Below are 20,222 nucleotides of genomic sequence, written 5' to 3'. Positions count from 1 at the left end.
AAATGGAGCCATTAGACATTGCTAATGCTCCATTTTTAGATAATGAAAGATTTGCAACCTGGCGATCTGATAGCAGTTGTTACTATATACCTACTACGGAAGACCCAATGGCTTTGCGTCCTTGCATTTCTGCAAGTTTGCCAGTATTTAGTTTAGGAAATTATACCCAGTACAATATTATAACCCCATTACAAGTCTGTCAATATTTATTTTTTTGTGTCGAATAACAGACTATCGTAAAGAATTGTACTCTCATAAGCAGACTTTTGTTTTCTGGCTGTGCTTGTTTTGTGCATTCCCAGTTCAGCAGATATTTTGAACTCGTTCATACGACCCAGAATGATCTCATCGTACGCCAGCAACTTGCTCAGTTGGTCTCTCATTTCTTGTAACTGAGCTTGATTGACCGTTCCGTTCTTTAACAGGTCGATGTGTTCTTCACGTTGTTGAACGAAGGCCACAATGTCTTCCTCGGTTGAGTGCTCAATCTGATGAACCAATGCCATCGTCATGGTTTCGAGTTGTTCCATCCAACTATACATAATGGTTAGAGGGTTTCATGCTTCCTGCCAGCCTTGAAGCTTCTGCCCATGTCTCCCTTAACTCTTCAATGTAGCCTAACGCTTCAGTAATCAAGATGAGGTCTTTCTTAACATTCCCTTGAACAAGCAGATGAATAATGTATTCATACATAACCAATAAGTCCTTGGACACCGGCTGTTTCATATCCAATGATGAAATAAACTCATAGATTATGGCCTGAGCTTTACACAAGTTGGTATTTGCTAGTTCATAGTTATTAGATTCAATGCCTTCAATCCCCAGTTTACAGAAACGTATTGCTCCATCATATAGCATGAGTAAAAGCTGATTTGGAGTCGATGTTAAAGTAGTATTCTGCGTATATGTGTTTCTCATTTGTTGGCTTAACACGAGACTCTCCTCCTCAAATCACGAATCATCCAAGTGCATTTGCTAAGTAAGCGGATTGCGATTGGTATTTGTTCATTGCTTGCTCCATGGCATTGAATTTCTTATAGTAATTATTCTCCAGGTCACTCAACTTAGAATCCTTCTGAATCATCTGGTCCGTAAGTTGCTTGAGATCTTTACCGATCATGCTCTCTGAACTGAATGGCTGCGTCAATGAGCTCGTGAAAGCAGACGTACCCGCTTTAGAAGAGATCGCGTTCAACGAAATTTGAATATCATCCCGCATTCTTTCAAACAGACCTTTGGAACTTACGGAACCGCTTTGTTGCGTGAAGAAACTCATCACCTTTGTTGGGTTGTCCTCCAGCATTTCCCTCAATTTGTTCTCATCTTTTAAGTACAGTTTGCCGTTCTCAAAATATTTGCCTGTTTCAATGCCAAGCATACCTAATGTGACGGTCTCTGCGCCAATGGTGACAGGTTTGTTCGTACTCGCCCTAACATCATTAATCGTCTTAGTTAGCAGCGCCTCATTCCGGAGAAGTCCGCTCTTCGCTTTGGATTCCCATCTTGTGACTTCATCTTCCTTCATGTCGTCTCTCTGCTCTTTCGTAAGAGGCAATACATTCCTATTCCGTTCTTCTTTCACCTTGTCGCTCATTGTCGATAGCAAGTCATTATAATCGTTAATGAATGACTTAATGGTATTAACGATGGCATCCACGTCTTTGGACACTTTGATTTCCGTCGGGTCTGCAACAGTCTTGGCTTTAAGCGTGACCTCTACTCCATTAATAGAGAAGATATTACTGGAACGTGTTGTCGCAATGCCGTTAATTTCAAGTTGGGCATCATCTCCGAGAGTTACATTTGTCATGTTGAACGAAGAAGTTAATAATGCGCCGCTCAGCGTTACTTCACCAGTCCCGTTGATTTTTCCTGTTTCTTTGGATGTGATGGACAGTTTACCTGTGGCGGTGTCATAAAATGCAGAGGCTTTCGCTGCAGCATTCGTATTTATCTTCGACAGTAGTGAATTGATTGTATCTGTCGCCTTGTCAATTGTAATTGGCGCACCATTAACGGTGATGGAACCTGAGAAATCAGCCATCTTCCCGTTGTCAATTAAGTTCTGCAGCGTTGCCGTTGTGGACGCGGTAGGATCTATACCTGCACCATTGGATACTACAGAACCGCTCTTCGCCAATTCATTGACTCGAATGGTTAACGAGCCTTCAACGGCTGATTTCGTACTTGCCGCTGTAAGTGCAGCCGTTTCACCCGTTACTGTCGCTTTCTTCGTGTCGATGGAGCTGTTCAAGCTGTAGTTAAACAGTTTATTGTTACGAAAATCGACAAGCTTTGAATTCATCTGTCTATATTCTTCGCGTTGCCATTCCAGTACTTGTTTCTTCTGACCTAACCGATCAATTGGCACTCGATGTGCTTTCATTAAATCCTTAACAATGGAATCAATATCCATGCCTGAAGACATTCCGGTGATTCTCATAACATCTCCTCCTTGTTGTGCTTATATATTCTTGAATTTATCTCTTCTCATCTATAACTAATCCTGCAGATTCAAGCAGATACACTAATCGGTCTAACGCTTTCTCAGGAGGTAGCTCTCGAATGACTTCGCCGGTGTCTCTGTTAAGAATTTTCACCATAATTTGATTGGTCTTGTCATGAACAGAATATTCAGCTGTTAAGTAAGGCCCTTCAATGGCCTTAATGGCTCTGTCTATCGCTTGAATAAAGTTCTTCTCTCCAATTGAGATACTCTTTCCCTGAATTTCGGCAACTTCCACTTCACGGGTAGAATTAAATAAATCTAATTCCACGCTTCCTTGCTTTCTCGAGGGTTGCTCTGTATGACGAATCGTTACGGGATTAACAGAAACACCGTTTAGTGGTGTCAGCGCGCCTGAATTAATGTTAGTGACCAATGAAATCTCCCTCTCCCTAATAGAATCTTATATAAATAATATCGGTATTATTTTTTGTAAAATGTACATGTAAATCTTTTAAATTAGTTAGTTTTTTATTAAAATCATAAGTTGGGACATCTGTGTATAGCCCACACTATGAACAATTTTCATTAGGGATGTCAATGACGATTGGCTGTGTTCAAAATTCCTAGAGAACGATTGGAAGAGTTTAATAACCAATTCTTCATCAAGCCTCTTATGATATCCGGACATGCCAATCAAGTTCATCTTAATTAGAGAATAATGAATGATCATCATTAGATAACTATCATACAAGTCCTTCTCATTAAACGGAAACAGCTTGCTAAACACGAAGTTTACTAGGTAGTTCTCATAGATATACTCTCTCTCATTAAAAAAGGGTACATAGTAATCATTATACGCTGATTCATATTTAACTGTTATTTGATCGAGATCAAACGCAGCATCCATGCCGATGCCTGCTTTAAATTCTGTAAAGCATTGTTCATAGCGTGCGCTCTTGTTCTGAATTAAAATCTCAGTCAACAGTCTTAAAAACTCAACCTGAATGGAAGAGACCGTTGGAATTTCCGATAAGGTTTCACGCAAGTCACCAGAATCAATGACATGGGTGTAGTTTGCGATTAATTCATCAATCGTATCAGAACGATTGTCACGAACCAACTCTGAACATTCAAAGAAGAACATGCCCAGCATAATCAACCGATCATTGATACTGTAAGATCTATTCTGAAGTACCTGAATGGCGAAAGTTCGCAATGGCCAGAACAGCGGTGTTAGATTGCCGGAGTCATGGTTGGCAGTTGTATTAATTCCGTTTGCAATCATGTTCTTGTTAAATTGTTCAAATGAATGGATGCCTGCATTAAATTCAAGGTAATTCGGATTTAATAACACACCTCTAGCAATCTCAGGACAGGAAACAACCCCCGAAACTTCCAATGTTCCATCTACAGAGTTCCAGATCTTAGGATATTTACTGCAGACCGTCGATAAGTAACTTTCGCCTAACTGCTTATGAAGTGAGCATAACTTCTCTTCAGTTAACAACGGGCAGAACCCTTGCTCATCCAACTGAATATAGGCATACCGATTATCGTTCGCATCTTTCTTCTGACGCTTAACAGCCTCATCCAACATGGGCCCCAATTCAGCATCTTTAATATTCTTATATTTCTTGTAGGTCGGACGGTCGATATAAATTTTCCAGCCTTGACAGCAAGTATCCTCACATGCCCCTCCGGTACAAGAGAACTGTTCCATATAACTCGCTTCAAGTTTATTCGCTAATTTGTTCATATCAAACCGCTCCTTCGTGGTGTATGGTTATAAAAAAAGAAAGACTCGGGGGTTCCCGAGTCCTTCTCGAAGCAACCTCGTATTAACGAAGCAATTGAAGAACGCCTTGAGGTTGTTGGTTAGCTTGTGCAAGCATGGATTGTGCAGCTTGAGTAAGGATGTTGTTCTTAGTGAAGTTCATCATTTCTTTAGCCATATCTACATCACGGATACGGGATTCAGCTGCTTGAAGGTTCTCAGCCGTAGTATCCAAGTTGTTGATTGTGTGCTCAAGACGGTTTTGGTTAGCTCCAAGGTATGAACGAGCAGCACTTACTGCGTTGATTCGAGTTTCAACGTTTGCCAATGCAGTAACAGCGCCTGCTTGTGTGCCTAAGTTGTAAGCAGTTACCGCAGTATCTACAGCTGCCAAGTTGTTAGTTACAGCAGAAAGAGTAAGTGTTAATGTTTGAGTGGACTCTTGACCGATATGAAGTTGAACGTCTTTGGAACCGTCAAGCAACTTAATTCCGTTGAATTTCGTGTTGTCTTTAACGTTAGTGATTTGTTTAGCAATCTCAGTTACTTCCTCTTGAATACGAGCCAAGTCTTCAGTTGCGCTGTAAGTACCGTTAGCCGCTTGCGTTGCAAGTTCACGTACACGAACTAGCATGTCGGAAACAGTAGCCATTGCACCCTCAGCCGTCTGAATCAAGGAAATACCGTCTTGGGAGTTACGGGAAGCTTGCTCCATACCGCGGATTTGGCCTCTCATTTTCTCGGAGATGGAAAGACCTGCTGCATCATCAGCGGAACGGTTGATGCGGAAACCGGAAGACAATTTCTCCATCGATTTCGAAGAGTTAAGGTTGTTGAAAGAAAGCTGGCGGTGCGTGTTCAATGCGGAAATATTGTGGTTAATTCTCATTGTAATTCTTCCTCCCTGAAGGTAAGTTATTTCCACATCCATGTGGAAAATTATTACTGGTTATTGGGTCGGCCGCCCCTAACCAGCTTATATTATATTTATCGCAATGCAATGAGAAGGAATGTAGAGTTATATTCACTCGAATTTACTTGTTTTTACGACATAACCGTATATTATCTCTTATTTCATACCTTAACCCTGTGTTTCCCTCTCTTTTTCAACAGATAAAATTTGCTGTAAGATTTCTACATCTAGTGTATTTCCAATAGCTTCTTTATTCTCGGTTAGAATCGCATCGTACAGCTCTTTTCGGAATATCTCTATATGTTTAGGGGCATTTATTCCAAGCTTAATAGCATCGCCTTCCACACTAAGAATAGTAACTTCAATCTGATCTCCGATGATAATAGACTCGCCCTTTTTCCTGCTCAGTACCAGCATTCTCTACGCCCCCGATTCACTATTAAATATAGAATGCTTCGTTCTGTACTTGGTATCGGTTAGAATAACCTGCTTCGCACATTTATTTGTGATGTTCAGCGCAATAGGCGCAAGTAAATTCAGGGTTGCTTGATTTAAGGAGTTTTTAATGGTCACGATGGAATATACCGCAACATGTTCCGGCTTTTCAATCCTCAATTCTTCCAATACTTCATCTGGGATATTGATATCATAGCTAGGATAGAACACAAAAGGATCTGTGACTATAAACGATAAATTACTATCCTCTACGCTTTGTAAGTAGTTAAACGGAATAGAGGTATCAGGTGTAACAATTATATATTTACTGTACTCTTCGAATCCAGGTATTCCTGTACCAAATGTAATAATGTCTTCTTCCTTAATTTCAATCTCGCCCATGGTTCTGGTTTGTAATTTCATGCTAAGCAGCATCCTCTCTATTAAAAAATACAAAGCAAAAAAGACTATAGAGAAACCGTCTATAGTCATTATATCTTATTACATTCTCATATCTAAATTCGGGGGGATAATTTCAATTGAGGGAAACTGTAACATATAGATGTTCAACTTTCCCGAAACATAGGAGAATTCCGCCTTGTTAGCAATCGTCTGTGTATCCGTGACCCCAGGGTTATAATTAATAACTGGTTTATGAGCAGTGTAATGAATATCTATGTTATCATAAGAGGCTTCACCAAATATATTCATATAATAGTCTTCGAAATAACTTTCGAAACCTAAATCTGCAATAACATTGGTTCTAAGATGAATAGCCGCCATACGATTACCTTTACTAACGATGTTAGCAATGCCGTCTAATGCTAACTGTTTATTGTTACTATAAATTCGATGATTGAAACTTTCGATTACACCACCGTTTAATGCTTCCCAGGCCCTAGATTGATCAATATGGAGTTCGCCACGAGGAGATTCAATGGTTATTTCTGCAGGTTGAATATCAAAGTCTTGAGTTGCTCTTTCTTGCTTCATCTCCACAAAAGCTCTCTCGGACTCCATACCAAGACGACCATACTGTTGCCTAATTTGAATAGCTGGAAGTTGCATATTTCACAACCCCTAGCGTAAGAAGTCGACTAGTGTAGGCATAATAATCTTGGCTCCGGTTGCTAAAGAAGCTTGGTAGACACTTTCGTTCATCTTTTGTTTCATAATGGTCTCCGCCATATCCGCATCTTCAACTTTCGACTGTAGATCCACTAAATTTAAACCTAAATCATCTAACCTATTGCTTATAAATTCCGTTCTATTCACCTTTGCGCCAATTTCAGCCCGCACATTGAGCATTTTCCCAAGCCGAGCATCCAAAGGGTTAATTAATCCGCTTAGCGCAGTATGATTTTTAGTATCTAAGAAGGTCGTCATATCATCAACAATCTTAAAAATATTGTCTGCCGCATTCGCTTCTCCAAACACTGCGTTGCCTGTTATATTTACTGGAATTCGAACACCTAGACCTAAATCGTAAGATATGGAATAAGGGTCCGTTGAATCGTTTGCGGGATTAGTTGCTGAATAGGGTTCAATATCGGTTAACTGACCATTAAACACGTAATTATCTCTTAACTTACTGTTTCCTATACTAACTAGTTGCTTTTTCAGTTCGACAACTTCGCTCTTAATTGCATCCATAGCGGACTGCGGATTCGTTCCATTGGAAGCTTGAGTTACTAACTCCCTAAGTCTATGATAGACATCTGTAGTTTGGCCGGTCATAGAATCTGTAAAGTTAAGCCAAGACTGCGTTTGATCCAGATTGTTCTTGTATTCTTCATTGGCATTAATATTACTCCGATACCTAAGAGAATAAAGTGTACCTACGGGATCATCAGAAGGTTTATTTAACTTTCGCCCTGTTGATAGTTGCTCCTGATATAATTCTGTCTTGCGCATGTTGTTATTTAAATTCCTATTAAGCTGAGTGCTTATCATGTTTTGCGTTATTCGAACCGACATTATTCGACCCTCCCGAGTACTACTTATCTACCTACAATACCCATTCCGTTGATTACTTTGTCTAACATTTCATCAAACGTGGTCATCACTCGTGCAGCTGCGCTATAGGCATGCTGAAACTTTACGAGATTTGACATTTCTTCATCAAGGGATACCCCGCTAACGGATTGCTTTCGCGAATCCACTTGATCTAGTATTGCCATTTGATTATCAACTTGTCTATTAGCCTCTTTAGTTTCTACGCCAAGCTTACCGACAACGGCTCGAAAGAAATCGTCTATTGTCCCTGTAATACCTGGTCCGCCGCTATTACCTGAGAAACTAAATTTAGTATCTTTTAATTGAGTCATAAGTAGTGCGAGCGTGTTATTACCATTTACTACGATTTCTCCGCCAGGTCCATTCATCGTTCTCATAGATGCTGCAATTTTATCGGGATTGGCCATAAGATATGGATTAAACCCAATATTCGCAGAAGCTCCAACTCCACCTTTATTAAAAGTAAAAAAGTCACTTCCTACCTCCAAAGGACTTGTTGAAGCGTAACCTAACTTGTGAAGTCCGTTAATTCCTAAGACTTTCATAGTCGTATCTGTAGTTACCACACCTCCGCCTCCAGGCAGTACGGAACCCGCAGGGATAACTACTTCAATTTCACCATTGGCAATGGTATCCGCTAGCGTATTTAATTCCTGTATATAAGCATTAACAATACGATCTCTGGACTCAATCATCCCGTATACTTCACCGCTTGTTAGCTCTCCTGAAGCGTGTGCCTGTTCTAACGACTCCCCTGTAACTTGCAAGGAAGTGTCCGCTTCAACTAATATAACTCCGCCCATCTGAATATTGTATCCGTCCGGATCTACCTCAACAGAACGAATATTTACTATTTTGGACAACTCATCCGTTAAATTATCCCTTTGGTCTCTCAGATCATTCGCGTTATCTCCCAAACTCTCAACTTTACGTATCTGTAAGTTAAGATTGGCAATGGACGAAGTAATTGAGTTAATCTCATCTGCTTTGATATGAATACTATCCGTTAAGTCATTCTGAAGAGCCGTAAGCTGAATGTTAGTCGCATTAAATGCATCTGCCAAAGCGATGGCATTCTCCTTTACGATAACCCTACCCGATTTACTCTCCGGGTTCTTGCTCAAGTCTGACCATGATTTCCAGAAGTTATCCATCAATGTCCGAATTCCGCTATCCGTCGGTTCATTCATGATCGTTTCTAACTTTTGCAGAGTATCACTTTGGATGCTCCAAGATCCATAGGACTTGTTCTCATTACGGAACTGGTCATCCAGAAAACCTTCACGTATTCTGCGAATGTAACTTACCTCAACTCCTGTGCCAAGCTGTCCGGGCGTGTTGGAGCGTTGCATACCAGGAACTTCAATTGGTCGACTATGAACTAAATTAGCAACTTGGCGCGAATATCCAGCTGTGTTGGCATTGGCAATATTATGTCCTGTTGTACTAAGGGATGTTTGGTGAGCAAACAAACTTCGCTTGCTTGTCTCCAACAAATGAAATGTAGATCTCATGTTGACCTCCTAAGCTTTTCTATCAAAAAAAGCATATCTATTGCTTTCATTTAAAGTTTGATTCGGTCTGCTGTATACTGGACTGTCATAAACGGGACCTGTCAATAAATCTAGAGACAAATCAATAAAATCTAATGATTGTTCAATTAACTGTTGATTAAGCTCATTGATTTCCTTCATCTTAACTATGGTCTCAAGCAATTGATTGTGAGTAATCGCCAAACGTTCCTTATCCTCTAAGTTAAACACAACTCGAGTCAGCTCCGTCATCGTTATGGAGCTAGGAAGACGGAGATTCTTCTCTTTAAGATACCCGGCTACAGCCATCAACCGCTCCTGTTCTACTTCCGTCGAACGCTTCATAAGCTTGGATTCCCTGTTCATGACCCGGCTTAAGCCGTCCACGTCATTATGCACAATGAACTCCCTCTTCTGACCGCCAAGATCAATCATCTCCAGATAGAGGTCGTTCAACGACTCCATCGCTTCCGTTACTGCCTGCATGGACATGCCCGCTCACCTGTCTATTCTCATAATGATAGTTTTACTTGATGTAAGGGAACAACTTCTCCGCCAGCTTCCTCGGATCCACACTGTAGGTGCCCGAAGCCACACTCTGCTTCAGCTCATTCAACTTTTCGGCGCGGATCGGGTCCTCGCCTTGCGTCTGTTGCGTCAACAATTCCTGCGCCTCCGCGGATATCTGGATTTCATCCTTCTTCTGTTTCTTGCCTGTTACTTCGGCTTGCTGCTGGTTGTTCTTTCTATAGTTGTTCATCGCGCCGATGCGCTGCGTGTCGTTAATTTTCATGATCTCATCACCTCTCCAAATAGAAAATAACCGATAATCATTAATAGTATTATCGGCTATTGATACATAAAAATGTATACCCTATTCAATTATAGGACAAACCTCACAGAGAATATAGCAGGTCCTAGTCGCCTATTTTGTAACCGTAACCGTTCTTGCTGTTGGGCTGGGACTTAAGTTGCTCCGACGCATTCATGTTGTTTACATCGGTAAGCAGCTTCTTCCGGCACCCCTCGCAAATCGTCCCCGTTTGAATATCCGTTCCGCAAATTTCACAAGGAAATGCCAGGTTCGGCGCCTGCGTAAGCGAAATACGGCCCTCTCGGATGAACTTGGCGATCTGGTGCACGGAAACCCCTGTGGCCTCGTTGAGTTCTGATAAAGTGCATTTACGATATTCCCGCAAATACTTCACGCATTTCTCATACTGCAACTCCACTTCCTTATAACAATTAGGGCATATGTCCCTGAAATTTTTCGCATAAACTCGGCCGCATTTTGGGCAATTCGCCACATTCAAGCTCATCCTGGTTCCCCCGTTCGTCTGATTCCTCCTCTCAATCTTACCCGATCTGCTGAAGATTTTCATCGATTATTTGCTACATTTTTCTACAAAATATTTACCTCGCCCAAGTAAGTCCGTAAATCTCCGCCCACATCCCCTCCCGAATCACCTTCGCGCATTCATTCAACGTGCTTCCCGTCGTGTACACATCATCCACAATCAAGACTCTTAATCCCTCGCGCGGGGTGAAATCGGGGTCTTTTTGAAATGAAAATACGTGTTCCAGGGTGCCCAGACGTTCTTTGCGGGTTTTGAAGCTTTGTTTCTCCGTATGCTTGATTCGCGCCAATAGGGGCACTACCGGGATACCTTTCGCCGCCCCCAGCCCCCGCGCCAGCTGTTCCGCCTGATTAAACCCCCGCTCCGCCAGCCTGGTCGAGCTCAGAGGGGTGAACGTAATGACATCCACCGACATCTGAAAATGATCATAAGCGCCGCTGAGCATTTCCACAAACAAAGCCTGCAACCGCTCCTGCCCCCGATATTTATAGAGTGCGAGCAGGTTTTTCATGGCGGCATCGTACACCACAACACTACGGTTCATGGCAAAATAAGTCCGCTCCCGCCGCTCGCAATCATAACAACGCTCATATCGCCCGCAAACCTCACACAGCGCCTCCAATATCCACGGGAACGTACGATTGCAGGGGGAGCATAAACCAGCTGAAGACAACTGGGTCGATCGCCCGCCGCAACTTACACAAGAGAACGAATCCGGTGACAGCCAGCTGTTTAGTTGTGACAAAAGATTGGATAGAGCAGACTTGATTCTGCCTTGATGCTCCGAGCTAAACATGAGATCCCTCCCGTAAATAACCTTTGCGTGCTGCCAACTGATTCATGGCGCGAATTTGCTTGATCGCCGCTGCCTGCTGTCCATTATGATCCGCCGAGAAAAAATACACGTGACCGGCCGGATCCGCGGCGGAACGTCCTGCGCGACCCGACATTTGCACTAAAGCGGCCTCATCAAAGAGCGCATCATCCGCATCCAAAATAAACACATCCGTCTTCGGCACCGTCACACCCCTTTCCAAAATTGTGGTCGTCACTAGAATTCGGATTGCGGCATCGCGAAAATGTTGTACTTTGGCGGCTCGTTCATCGTCTTTGGAGGAGGTCCCCTCGATGCGATGGTCCGGAAACCGTTGTTTTAACAGCAATAATACTTGGGGAATCCATCTGATTTTGGGAACAAAAAGAAAAATTTGCGCCCCCCGGTCCAAGGATTGCTGGAGTGCGGATGTGAGCTTGCGGGGGAGTGTTTGTCCGTTTATCCACCGGTTTAGTTTCGGGATCTGCATTCGCCGCGGGACGGGAAGGGGATGGCGATGATAGCGTACCGGAACGCGGATATGGGGCATGCGGCCGCTGCGGACGAGTTTTTGCAGGTGTGGCGGGGGTGTGGCGGAGAGGAAGATGAACTTCCCGTCCTCCCTGCAAACGTTGCGCGCGGCGAATTCCAGCATGGGATTGTTGTGAAAGGGGAACGCGTCCAGCTCATCGATAATCACCACGTCAAAAGCATGCTTAAACCGCAACAACTGATGTGTCGTAGCGAGTACGATATCGCCTTCCTCCCATCGCTGCTCGCTTCCTCCATAGAGGGTTACGAGGCGGCGCTCGGGAAAGGCTTTGCGAATCCGGGGTTGCAGCTCCAGGACCACGTCCCGTCTTGGCGTTGTAAGACAGATGGTGCCGCCAGTGGTTAGGACGTGGTCGATCAGGGGGAAGATCATCTCGGTTTTGCCGGCGCCGGTGACGGCCCAGATCAGGAAGCCTGATTGGGTTGGGGGCGATGGAGTGGTGTGCGTGTTCATGGCGGCGACTGACCCAGGACGTGCCGAATGAGCGGATGTGATAGAACCGCGTGAGGCGGGTTGGCTGATAGGTGCAGGTAAACCGGTAGGTGTTGGAGGGTGAGTGAGTGAAACGGTTGGTGCATGCGTGCGAACGGGTGCGGGTGCGGATGCGGATGCGGGTGCAAGTGCGGGTGCGGGTGCAAGTGCGGGTGCGGGTGCAACTGTAGCTGAGCGCAGAAAAGGGATTGCGCTTAGCATACGCTGCAGCAGGTGCGGCGGGGCGGCGGGAACAGGCCGCGCCAAGAAGGCGATCCCCGCGGAGGAGGCTTCCGTCTGCGCGGGGCTGAGCCCCCACCGCGAGAGGTCCGGCGCAGCGGACGGCGATGCTCCCGGCCGGCCCGCTAAAGGGGCCGTCGGCCGCACCGCCGGAAGTCCCGCTCCCGGAGCTCTCGCGGGAACCGCCTGCAGCAGCGGCGAACAGAACTTGCTTCGGCCCATCGTCAGACAGGCCTCGCAATACACGCAGCCGCTGCCGCAGGCCGCGCACGGGCCGGCGTAGAGCCCGCCGCCGCCCGTGCCGCACCGCGCGCAGGCGAGCTCGCGCCGCCTGCGCTTCCAGCGGGATCGCCCAGCTTCGCTGAGGGCGACCCCGCTGCTGACGCGCAACTCCCCTGCCAGCAGGGCGAGTTGCGCGTAGCTGCGCCAGCGGCTCAGCGCGTCGTCGCTGAGGCCGCTGGCCTGCCAGAGCTGCTGCGCCTCTTCGGGCAGCAGCGATCGGCCTTGCAGCGCCGCCGCCATCCGGCGCGCATCGGCCAGGTCCGGTAGCGGCGCTGTAGCGAGCGCCGACCGCTTTACCAGGCGCATCGTGTCTCCCGCCCGGCCCTCGCCCCCTCCCCTTTGTTTGGTTAACGCACCCTGTACCTCAGACATACAAATACACACAAATTCGAACCATCCCTCCACCCCTCTGAAATCCGCCTTCTCCTCCATTCTTTGCAATACATACAAGGCGAAACCTAAAGGGAGTTCCGGTTCAACAACAGCTAAAACACCTTCTTCTCCGTACCAAAAAACTTCATCCACCGCCATATCCAATGAAACATAGGCCTGCACTTCCCCATTACCGCCTGTTCTGCAATACAAAGTAACCTTCATCCCTATCACCCAATCCAGTTCATATATTTGCTTCTGTCCCCTAAACACAACAAAAAGCACACCAAGCTCATGTCTCCATGAACCGGGTGTGCTTCACTCGGTAATGCTTATAAGTGTTTTACCTGCACTAAGCCTTCCCAAACCAACCTAATAAACCAAAGGCAGCTTCGCCAGCTCTCCCGCTTGATTCACATCCACAACGATGACTTCTTCGTCCGCCGAGTGAACCTCGCTAATGGATGCCGTTGTCGACGCCTCTTCCACCGTAAGGCCGCCGAAACGCTTCGCCGCCAGACGCCATGCGATCGGAACCGTATCGTCCGTCGACCCTTCATCCCTTATCGTAACCTTGATTTCTTCTCCCTTTAACAGCGAGCACAGAAACAAGGATCCCATAACCCATTCGAGTTGCTGCTGATTATTATAAGTGATGATGATGTAATGTTTTTTCGGTTTCACGGTTTTGGACATATTGCGATAAAATGCATGCACCAAGAGGGCGCATATCCCGTAGATGCCCAGGATCCAGAATAGCAGAACCATGGAGGCCACCTCCCTTTACAACATCATATGCTGAAAGGGTTTTCAAGGTTCCTCTATTCCACGGATAACTTACGGGACACTTTACCGGGATGATTTATCCCTAGTCCTTATAAAGTAACCCAGCCGTTCTTGATCGAATTGATTACCGCTTGTGTGCGGTCGTCTACTTCCATCTTTTGCAAAATTGAGCTGACATGATTCTTTACGGTTTTCTCGCTGATATACAGATATTCACCGATCATCTTGTTACTCTTGCCTTCCGCCATGAGACGCAAAACCTCCGCCTCGCGACGTGTCAGCGGGCTATTCTCGTTCGGTACGTATTTAACGCCTACCCCAGCTTCTTTCAGTTGGGATTCTCCGCCGGATGCGATCCCTTTCTCATCCAGATAGGTCATTCTGCGCAGCTGGTTTATCAGTTTCCCTGTAACCTTCGGATGAATATAAGCATGACCCATCGCTACGGAGCGTATCGCGTTGATGAGTGCCTCCGCTTCCATATCTTTGAGCAGATAGCCCGTTGCCCCTTTACGAAGGGTTTCGAATACGTAGCTTTCATCATCATGAATGGATAGGATCAACACCTTGATGTCGGGGAAAATTTCGCGTAATCGCTCCGTCGCAACGACCCCGTTCTCAATCGGCATGTTGATATCCATAAGCACGACATCCGGCTTCTGGTTATTGCAGAATTCGATGACTTGTATGCCATCGCCGCATTCCCCGATAACCTCCAAGTCGTCCTCCATATTTAAAATCCGTTTCAATCCTTCACGAAACAGTTGATGATCGTCCGCAATCACGATTTTCACTTTCTCTTTGTCGCCGTTCTGTGTTGTTCTGTAATCCATCCTTTTACTCCTTTCGATTATCGCCGCTAACAGGAATGAGCATCGTGATTTTCGTTCCCGCATTTTGTGCGGACTGAAGCTCCATTCTTCCCTCCAACAGTTCAACCCTCTCCCGCATGCCAATCAAGCCATAATGGGAGCCCGCAGCTGATACCTCGAATTTGTCTGTATTAAATCCAACACCGTTGTCTTGAATGACGATTTTAACCATATGTAATTGAAATGTCACTTCCAGAGAAATGAAAGAAGCGCTGGCATGTTTGAAACCGTTAGTGAACGCTTCTTGCACCAATCTGTAAATGGCCACTTCCATAGCGGATGGCAGACGCGCTTCTTTCCCGATCATATCGAACCGGGTCCGGATAAGTGTCTTCTCCTCATAGTCCTGAACATATTTGCGCAGCGTCGGAATGAGTCCCAAGTCGTCTAACGCCATCGGACGGAGATTGAATATAATTTTGCGGATCTCCTCCAGGCCGTCGCGAACTTGTGACTTCAAGTCTCCTAATTCGACACGAACCATTTCGAATTCCTGCTTCCCGATCATTCTTTCGGCAATTTCGGTCCTCAGCACTATGTTTGCCATGGACTGTGCAGGACCGTCATGGATCTCCCGTGCGATACGTTTACGCTCTTCCTCCTGCGCAAGTATGATTTTCAGGCCTAAGATCTGCCTGTTTTTGGCAGACTCTATAATACGGGTAACCTGATTCAGGTCACCCGATAAGTACTCCAGCACTACATTCATCTGCGAACCGATGACTTCCGCGCGCTCAATAGATCGTTCGATGTTCCGAATCCGCAATTTCAGCTCGTCTCTCCGCGTCTTGAGCTGCGTTTCCTTCTCCCGCATCATGGTTAGATCCAGTTGCAGCTTGGTAGCCAATTCATAAGCGATCTTGATATCTTGTTCTTTAAATCGCTGGAAGTCGCGGCTGACCTCGGATAAGCGCACTCTTGCCTTACGGTAATCCACTTCCAGCTGATCTACTCTAAGAATCGTTTGTGTGGTTTGTTCGAGGATATCTACTAATTCTTTTTCAAGATTTTCGAATTCTTGACGGGCGGCTTCACATATTTCAAACACCTGATACTTACTGCTCTCCATCACTTCGATGGCGTTTTTGATGACTTTATCAATAGCATTTACTTGAAGTTCCACCGACAATTCTCCTATTCTCTCAACCAATATCCTCTATCATACCATATTTACCATACGCTCGTGATTCCTACTACAGGATGAATATTACTACTCGATTGTAACGGATTGGGTCTTAGGCTCCCAGATTACTTTCAACCCCAGCTTCTCGGATACCAGCCGAAGCGGGATCATCGTGCGGCCGCCCATCGCTACCGGCGAAGAAGCGGCTGTTCCGCGAACGCCGTTCAATACATAATCCTTGTCGTTAAACCAAAGCTCCATCAGACGGTTCCCCCGCATAATAGATACTTGTTTAGCAGCCGTGTTGTAAGTCGTGCTTCCGCCCAGCGCGTCGGTCACGAATTTCACCGGGATGTAAGTCACGCCGGCTACAGCTTTCGGCGCTTGATCCAACGCTTTTTTGACCCCATTCACATAATAGGCTTTGTTATTCAAGGTTAATGTCATGGAATTCGCTTCGCCTTGTCCCGGCGCGGAAGAGTCATATTGGAACTGAATATTATCGATCGAGATGTCCCCGACCAAAGCGCGCTCGTCCTGCGCTTCTTCCAGACTTGCGACATAGATTCTCTTGAAAGTTACAGGGTAGCTTAATTTATAAGAGGACAGGTCGATGGAAAGCGTCTTCCACCCGGACCAATCCACCGCTTTAGCGATCGTTACTAATTGCTTGACGCCCTTGGCATCCGTCACTTCCGCACGAAGCCAGTTCAGGCTGTTATCGCCCAGCACATCCATCTTCATCGCTTTGGGCTGACCTTCCACAGGATAACCCGCTCCCCCGGCGAAATCCGCATACGCCGCCTTGGTGCCTGTCCCATTCGTGAAATCATAGGTCAGATTCAATAGACCGGAGGCGTTACCGCCCGGAAGTCCCGTTACAACAGCCGCGCTGCCCGTGATCTCCGGCTGAGAAGCGCTGAAGCTTACGCTAGCGGGATTCGTGTCGAAATCGTTCCACAGCTTCTGTTCCGCGGATGCGAACGGTACAAGCGTACTGAAGCCGTCATAACGGGCAATAGCGTACCCCGGCGTATTCTCGTTCACACTGTCCACGTAAATCGTTCCGTCTTCCACACGGCCTTGGAAGCCCACGAGCTCCCATTTCACCGACGCGGCCGGCATCGTGCGCGTTTTACCTTCCACCGTTGTCATTAACACAGGCAACTTATACGATGCGCCCGCTAACAATACGGGATTCGCTTGATCTACTTTCATCTGGTGAAGCTGGTCGCGGCCTATGACGTTGACTTCCAGCGATTTCTTAGCTGTACCGGAAGCTACCGTTAAGGTCGCTTTACCCGGCTTTGAGGCTACGAATGTATTTCCGGCAAAAGCGCCGATCGGCGAAGATGCGGACCAATTAGCCGGCATGCTGCTGACATCCACCGGGTTGTAGAATTGATCATAGGCTTTCATCTTGTATTCCGCTTGCTCATTAATTAATAGATTCGTCTCACCCTGCACGGCAATACCCTTCACAGCGCCTTGCGGAGCTAAGGAAAACACACCGAAACCGTTCACGATTCTGCGTTGGGAGCCGTTCTCCGGCGTGTTGGCCAATACAGCGTTAAACTCGCCCAGCGGCCTGGATACCATCGTTGTGGAACCGCCGCCGTCCAGGTTCAGACCTTTCCATACACCGACTTTAATCATGAACTGCTGCAACTCTTTCAAGTTCATCCCGGCGCTGCCGCCTTTGGCATCGGAAGTGATGATATACGCGTATTTGCCGTCCTTGGAATAACCCAATGCCGTTCTGGAACGGTAGGAATTCGGGCTGATGCTGCTCACATCACGGGAGAAAGCCGCGGGTTGTCCCGCATTGACCAGAATGGTATGGCCCCCGATCAAAGTCTTCACCCCGGTCATATCCACAGGTTGGTTCGGATTCGTCGTTTGCAAGGAATAGGTGGATGTCACCTTCTCGCCTAAATGCAAATGAGCTCTTACATAGTCGGCAGCCGTACCGTTGGCGCGCAAAATATAACCGTTTTCCGGCGGTGTAATCGGTAACGTTTTCTCTGATATCTGTTTCACAAAGTTGTCCTCTACCAACACTTCAAGAGGCTTGGTCGCCCCGTCGTTGGCGCGGTTTACATTCGTCCAGTCACTGGTGTAGATATGCAATGCATTCGCATGACTATGTACTTTGGGATTGCTGTGATAGTAAGGAGCCTTGTTCACGCCTGCCAGCTTGAACATTGAGCCGTCCTGTGCCGTAACTTTTCCGCTGAATGTAAAAATATCGATAACCGGACGATTCGTCGCCGTAAGCGCGAATCCGTACATCCCTTCCAGATAGGACGGCGTCGCCATCACTTGCCCGGAATAGACTTGTCCCCCCAGCGGGACGTAAGGACCTGCCGTGTTAAAGTAATCGCCGTTCACGCCTGCGACGGCTCCGGTTTCTTTGGCCATGTTCGATACGGAATTCAACGTAGTAAACTTGTTCTTCGTGCCCGTCATCACATCCAGCTTGACGTAGGGATTATCCAAATCTACCTTTATCACATTTCCGATGGCGACGGCTTTCTTCCCGCTGCGCACGGTGGAGAATTGATATTTTTGGAGTGTTGCTCCTGACGTAATCGGCTCCTCTGACAACAGAACTGTCGAGGAAGCGGAGGCGGCTTTGGTCACCAGCTGCTCCGTAACTCCGTCCGCCAGAACGTTATGTATCGGCAATAAAGGCTGCGCCAGCAGCAATGCGGACAAGGTGAACAGGGCTGCCCTCTTGGCAGTAGATATAGTAGTTTTCATAGATTTCGCGCGATGATTCTTGCTTTCCGTGTTCATTGTGTTCGCTCCCAACTCTAGTGTCTAGTATTACCATTCGTAATATAGACTCTATTTGCGGGGAAAAGTTACGAAATTCCATATTATTTTCTAATTTTCGACAGAATTATGATAGAAATAGGATAGATTTAACAACAAAAAGAGCCCCTGTAAGCAGGAGCTCCTAATATGAATCTGTATTATGCCAATGCGTCTGCTTTCAACTTGTCCGCTTTATCAACACGTTCCCACGGAAGGTCGATGTCGGTACGGCCAAAGTGTCCATAAGCCGCGGTTTGGGCATAGATTGGACGACGAAGGTCCAGCATCTTGATGATGCCCGCAGGACGAAGATCGAAGTTGTTGCGGATCACTTCAACCAGCTTCTCTTCGCTTACTGTACCTGTGCCGTACGTATCTACGGAAATGGAAACCGGCTGCGCTACGCCAATGGCATAGGCTAACTGGATTTCACATTTATTCGCAAGACCCGCGGCAACGATGTTCTTAGCCACATAGCGAGCTGCATAAGCTGCGGAACGGTCCACTTTCGTAGGATCCTTACCGGAGAATGCGCCGCCGCCGTGACGCGCATAACCGCCGTAAGTATCCACGATGATCTTACGGCCTGTCAGACCCGCGTCGCCTTGAGGTCCGCCGATAACGAAACGGCCTGTCGGGTTGATGAAGTATTTCGTTGCATCATCCAACAGATTGTCCGGTACTACCGGGTTGATGACATGCTCTTTAATGTCGCGTTGAATCTGTTCCAACGTTGCTTCTTCCGCATGTTGCGTAGAAATAACAATGGTGTCCACACGAACCGGCTTGTCGCCGTCGTATTCAACCGTTACTTGTGTCTTGCCGTCGGGACGCAGGTATTCCAGCGTACCGTTCTTGCGCACTTCAGCCAGACGTCTGGACAGACGGTGAGCAAGCGCGATTGGCAGCGGCATTAATTCTTCCGTCTCGTTCGCCGCGAATCCGAACATCAGACCTTGGTCGCCCGCGCCGATGGCTTCAGATTCTTTCTCCATGTCTTTACCGTCACGCTCTTCCAAAGCCGCGTTCACGCCTTGCGCGATGTCCGCGGATTGCTCGTTCAGGGAAGTCAGTACTGCCATTGTATTGGAATCAAAACCGTATTTCGCGCGCGTATAACCGATGTCTTTAACGGTTTGACGAACAATCGCCGGGATATCCACGTATTCTGATTTCGTGCTAATTTCACCGATTACCAGAACCAAACCAGTAGCTACAGAAACTTCGCACGCTACACGCGCGTTAGGATCATTCGCCAAGAAAGCATCTAATACCGCATCCGAAATTTGGTCACAAATTTTATCCGGATGTCCTTCTGTTACGGATTCAGAAGTAAATAAACGTCGACCGCTTTGTAATGTCACAACTATCGACCTCCTATAGATATATTATGTAGATTTCACCATTAGCCT

The 20,222-nt window shown here is 46.4% G+C and carries 22 protein-coding genes and 1 riboswitch; of the genes, 1 reads left to right on the top strand and 21 read right to left on the bottom strand.

Going from position 1 to position 20,222, the window contains the following annotated elements:
* Positions 1 to 49 precede the first annotated feature (49 nt).
* A riboswitch (cyclic di-GMP riboswitch) is annotated at positions 50 to 152 on the bottom strand.
* Between the two features lie 54 nt (positions 153 to 206).
* From SY83_RS11000 to SY83_RS23540, 16 genes are all read right to left on the bottom strand, one after another.
* Positions 207 to 530, bottom strand: a complete 324-nt coding sequence (locus SY83_RS11000) for a hypothetical protein (protein ID WP_157279839.1) — start codon at positions 528 to 530, stop codon at positions 207 to 209.
* 4 nt (positions 531 to 534) lie between these two features.
* On the bottom strand, positions 535 to 933 hold the full coding sequence (fliS, locus tag SY83_RS10995) for a flagellar export chaperone FliS (RefSeq protein WP_231891154.1): 399 nt from the start codon (positions 931 to 933) through the stop codon (positions 535 to 537).
* 25 nt (positions 934 to 958) lie between these two features.
* On the bottom strand, positions 959 to 2,443 hold the full coding sequence (fliD, locus tag SY83_RS10990) for a flagellar filament capping protein FliD (RefSeq protein ID WP_068606451.1): 1,485 nt from the start codon (positions 2,441 to 2,443) through the stop codon (positions 959 to 961).
* Between the two features lie 37 nt (positions 2,444 to 2,480).
* A complete protein-coding gene (locus SY83_RS10985) occupies positions 2,481 to 2,882 on the bottom strand; it encodes a flagellar protein FlaG (RefSeq protein ID WP_231891144.1) in 402 nt (133 codons plus the stop codon).
* Positions 2,883 to 2,969: 87 nt separating this feature from the next.
* Positions 2,970 to 4,205 (bottom strand): flagellin lysine-N-methylase, encoded by a 1,236-nt coding sequence (fliB, locus tag SY83_RS10980; RefSeq protein ID WP_068606450.1) that lies wholly within the window; start codon positions 4,203 to 4,205, stop codon positions 2,970 to 2,972.
* An 82-nt stretch (positions 4,206 to 4,287) separates the two neighbouring features.
* Positions 4,288 to 5,112, bottom strand: coding sequence for a flagellin N-terminal helical domain-containing protein (locus tag SY83_RS10975; protein ID WP_068606448.1), 825 nt, complete (start codon positions 5,110 to 5,112; stop codon positions 4,288 to 4,290).
* A 192-nt stretch (positions 5,113 to 5,304) separates the two neighbouring features.
* Positions 5,305 to 5,553 carry a carbon storage regulator CsrA gene (gene csrA, locus SY83_RS10970; RefSeq protein ID WP_068606446.1) on the bottom strand — a complete coding sequence of 83 codons (249 nt, stop codon included), beginning with the start codon at positions 5,551 to 5,553 and terminating at the stop codon, positions 5,305 to 5,307.
* 3 nt (positions 5,554 to 5,556) lie between these two features.
* Positions 5,557 to 5,994: a flagellar assembly protein FliW gene (fliW, locus tag SY83_RS10965; RefSeq protein ID WP_068606444.1), complete on the bottom strand. Its 438-nt coding sequence runs from the start codon at positions 5,992 to 5,994 to the stop codon at positions 5,557 to 5,559.
* Between the two features lie 78 nt (positions 5,995 to 6,072).
* Complete coding sequence (locus tag SY83_RS10960; RefSeq protein WP_082882471.1) at positions 6,073 to 6,639, bottom strand: DUF6470 family protein; 567 nt, start codon at positions 6,637 to 6,639, stop codon at positions 6,073 to 6,075.
* A 12-nt stretch (positions 6,640 to 6,651) separates the two neighbouring features.
* Positions 6,652 to 7,548: a flagellar hook-associated protein FlgL gene (gene flgL / locus SY83_RS10955; RefSeq protein ID WP_068606442.1), complete on the bottom strand. Its 897-nt coding sequence runs from the start codon at positions 7,546 to 7,548 to the stop codon at positions 6,652 to 6,654.
* A gap of 23 nt (positions 7,549 to 7,571) precedes the next feature.
* Entirely contained in the window at positions 7,572 to 9,101 is a 1,530-nt protein-coding gene (gene flgK / locus SY83_RS10950) for a flagellar hook-associated protein FlgK (RefSeq protein ID WP_068606440.1), read from the bottom strand.
* Positions 9,102 to 9,110: 9 nt separating this feature from the next.
* Positions 9,111 to 9,611 (bottom strand): flagellar protein FlgN, encoded by a 501-nt coding sequence (locus tag SY83_RS10945; protein ID WP_068606438.1) that lies wholly within the window; start codon positions 9,609 to 9,611, stop codon positions 9,111 to 9,113.
* 34 nt (positions 9,612 to 9,645) lie between these two features.
* Entirely contained in the window at positions 9,646 to 9,912 is a 267-nt protein-coding gene (gene flgM, locus SY83_RS10940; protein ID WP_068606436.1) for a flagellar biosynthesis anti-sigma factor FlgM, read from the bottom strand.
* Positions 9,913 to 10,036: 124 nt separating this feature from the next.
* On the bottom strand, positions 10,037 to 10,438 hold the full coding sequence (locus tag SY83_RS10935; RefSeq protein ID WP_231891417.1) for a TIGR03826 family flagellar region protein: 402 nt from the start codon (positions 10,436 to 10,438) through the stop codon (positions 10,037 to 10,039).
* 94 nt (positions 10,439 to 10,532) lie between these two features.
* Positions 10,533 to 11,273: a ComFC family protein gene (locus SY83_RS10930; RefSeq protein WP_068606434.1), complete on the bottom strand. Its 741-nt coding sequence runs from the start codon at positions 11,271 to 11,273 to the stop codon at positions 10,533 to 10,535.
* Positions 11,266 to 12,297 carry a DEAD/DEAH box helicase gene (locus SY83_RS23540; RefSeq protein WP_231891416.1) on the bottom strand — a complete coding sequence of 344 codons (1,032 nt, stop codon included), beginning with the start codon at positions 12,295 to 12,297 and terminating at the stop codon, positions 11,266 to 11,268. The genes SY83_RS10930 and SY83_RS23540 overlap by 8 nt, the downstream gene beginning before the upstream one ends.
* Positions 12,298 to 12,400: 103 nt before the next feature.
* Here SY83_RS23540 and SY83_RS23535 point away from each other — a divergent pair, with 103 nt between their 5' ends.
* The gene (locus SY83_RS23535) at positions 12,401 to 12,838 is read left to right on the top strand and encodes a hypothetical protein (RefSeq protein WP_231891415.1); all 438 of its coding nucleotides are present in this window, start codon (positions 12,401 to 12,403) and stop codon (positions 12,836 to 12,838) included.
* A gap of 743 nt (positions 12,839 to 13,581) precedes the next feature.
* Here the strand turns inward: SY83_RS23535 and SY83_RS10920 are convergent.
* The 5 genes from SY83_RS10920 to metK all read right to left on the bottom strand — a co-directional run bounded on the left by SY83_RS10920 (position 13,582) and on the right by metK (position 20,174).
* Positions 13,582 to 13,977, bottom strand: coding sequence for a hypothetical protein (locus SY83_RS10920; RefSeq protein WP_068606430.1), 396 nt, complete (start codon positions 13,975 to 13,977; stop codon positions 13,582 to 13,584).
* 107 nt (positions 13,978 to 14,084) lie between these two features.
* On the bottom strand, positions 14,085 to 14,828 hold the full coding sequence (locus tag SY83_RS10915) for a response regulator (protein ID WP_068606428.1): 744 nt from the start codon (positions 14,826 to 14,828) through the stop codon (positions 14,085 to 14,087).
* A gap of 4 nt (positions 14,829 to 14,832) precedes the next feature.
* Positions 14,833 to 15,990 carry a sensor histidine kinase gene (locus SY83_RS10910; RefSeq protein ID WP_068606426.1) on the bottom strand — a complete coding sequence of 386 codons (1,158 nt, stop codon included), beginning with the start codon at positions 15,988 to 15,990 and terminating at the stop codon, positions 14,833 to 14,835.
* A gap of 87 nt (positions 15,991 to 16,077) precedes the next feature.
* Positions 16,078 to 18,789 (bottom strand): stalk domain-containing protein, encoded by a 2,712-nt coding sequence (locus tag SY83_RS10905; protein ID WP_068606425.1) that lies wholly within the window; start codon positions 18,787 to 18,789, stop codon positions 16,078 to 16,080.
* 179 nt (positions 18,790 to 18,968) lie between these two features.
* Entirely contained in the window at positions 18,969 to 20,174 is a 1,206-nt protein-coding gene (gene metK, locus SY83_RS10900) for a methionine adenosyltransferase (RefSeq protein WP_068606423.1), read from the bottom strand.
* Positions 20,175 to 20,222 lie beyond the last annotated feature (48 nt).

The organism is Paenibacillus swuensis (assembly GCF_001644605.1).
Classification (GTDB): Bacteria; Bacillota; Bacilli; order Paenibacillales; family DY6; genus Paenibacillus_N; species Paenibacillus_N swuensis.
This window is presented reverse-complemented; position numbering and strand designations above follow the sequence as displayed.